This window comes from Holospora curviuscula, assembly GCF_002930195.1.
Lineage (GTDB): Bacteria > Pseudomonadota > Alphaproteobacteria > Holosporales > Holosporaceae > Holospora > Holospora curviuscula.
Genome location: NZ_PHHC01000006.1, coordinates 1 through 1,526 on the forward strand (window position 1 = coordinate 1; position 1,526 = coordinate 1,526).

A 1,526-nucleotide genomic window follows, 5' to 3' on the forward strand; every position below is an offset into this window, starting at 1 on the left:
GCACGCAGATCCACGCTGCCATGAGATGCTTTAGGAACCCCCATCAGATTCATTCTATCGTATGGTCAGTACTCTGACCATACAAAAGCCCTTGATTTAATGAAGAATTTTGACTTTAAAACGCTATTGGCGGATAAAAGTTACGATGCCGATGACATTGTTCATTATGCTGGCAGCAACAAAGCCATCATCCCCCCATGATTCATGCGCAAAATTTAGTCTAGGGAATATCAACACGTTAACCCATTTCAGGCGCGTTGCACCAAACCATGACACACTTTCACACGCCCTTCCTTCCTTCATTTTGCTGCATCACTCATAATTCTAAAGTAAACTCAAATATCGACACGTCCTATATAATCTTCTTCTTTATCCATGATTTTATAGTGACATCCCATGGCACCTATAGTGAGAATCGATCCTTTACTATTCAGCCAATCCAATACCTTAGGTAGTGTTGTGATCTTGTTGCTTTTATCCATTATCTTCCCTTGGCCTAGCTTCTATAGCAAACGTGCGTATCCTATGTAACATCTCAACTGCGCCTTGATGCCTTTCCATCGATTGCTATACCATTGCCGGGCTATTTTTACTTATGCGCTTCACCCAGGTACAAAACAGATCTTGAAACTGATCAGGCTCAAGGCTTCTAAAGAACCTTGGAAATGTATCGTCAAGGGGTATGCCGTTCTTATAGGGTAGATGACCCCTGAGATAGTCTATCTTTAAATTTCAAAAATCTTCGACATCTTTTCATTCCTCAGCCCCGCATAGCGCTGCGCACAAAGTCGCTACCCCTATCTCAGACATCTCATGCACCCTATTCCTACTGGACCTAGGATCTTTTAGGGGTTTAAAATGATCTAAAACCGCTTCTTTTACTTTTTTCATTAACCTTACCTTAAATTGTTCACCATCCAAGGCATTCCCTTATTATTTTACTTTTTTCAAATATTTATTTTTATGAGGGGGAGCCTGCTATAGCGTTGCAAACCCCTCATTCATCAAAGCTTTTCTCTTCAGAGACTTTGGGGGGGGTAGCCGTAATTTCAGAGTCTTTAAGAATCTTAGCTACTTATTGTACAAAGAAACGCCTAACCTGATTCGATGCGATCGTTTTGTGGTGAAAGCGGTACAGCTTTTATTAGACCGCTTGCATAAATAGATGTCAGGATAACTCCATGGTGTAAATAGCTTCTATTAGATTGAATCTGAGTCCAAATCTTTTACGTCTATTTCTGTATTGATCAGATATGATTTTGAACCGTTTAATCATACCTATGACCTTTTCATGGGCTACTCTTTCGCGAGCCAGATCTTAATTTTTCTTTTTATCTTCTTTTTTGGCAATTCGGATTTGATATATAGCTTTTGTATTCCTTGGTATCCAGTGTCAGTAATCCCGTGCACTTGTAGGATGTATTTTGGTTCCAGATTTTTTAAGCAGCCTAAAATCATGACGTTTTCCGTTTGTACAAGCTGTACAAACAACTTGTTTCGTCTTCTTATCCACAACGAGTTGACTG

At 39.8% G+C, this 1,526-nt stretch carries 1 protein-coding gene and 2 pseudogenes; all 3 read right to left on the bottom strand.

What is annotated here, in order from left to right:
• Positions 1 to 335 precede the first annotated feature (335 nt).
• The gene (locus HCUR_RS08025; RefSeq protein ID WP_165780571.1) at positions 336 to 482 is read right to left on the bottom strand and encodes a hypothetical protein; all 147 of its coding nucleotides are present in this window, start codon (positions 480 to 482) and stop codon (positions 336 to 338) included.
• 85 nt (positions 483 to 567) lie between these two features.
• A pseudogene (locus tag HCUR_RS09365) lies at positions 568 to 891 on the bottom strand (transposase family protein).
• 277 nt (positions 892 to 1,168) lie between these two features.
• Positions 1,169 to 1,526, bottom strand: a pseudogene (locus HCUR_RS00200) (transposase family protein); the annotation flags it as partial.

Bases quoted from the DNA above. Each gene is read 5' to 3' on its own strand.
- HCUR_RS08025 (WP_165780571.1), bottom strand. From the start codon at position 482: ATGGATAAAAGCAACAAGATCACAACACTACCTAAGGTATTGGATTGG.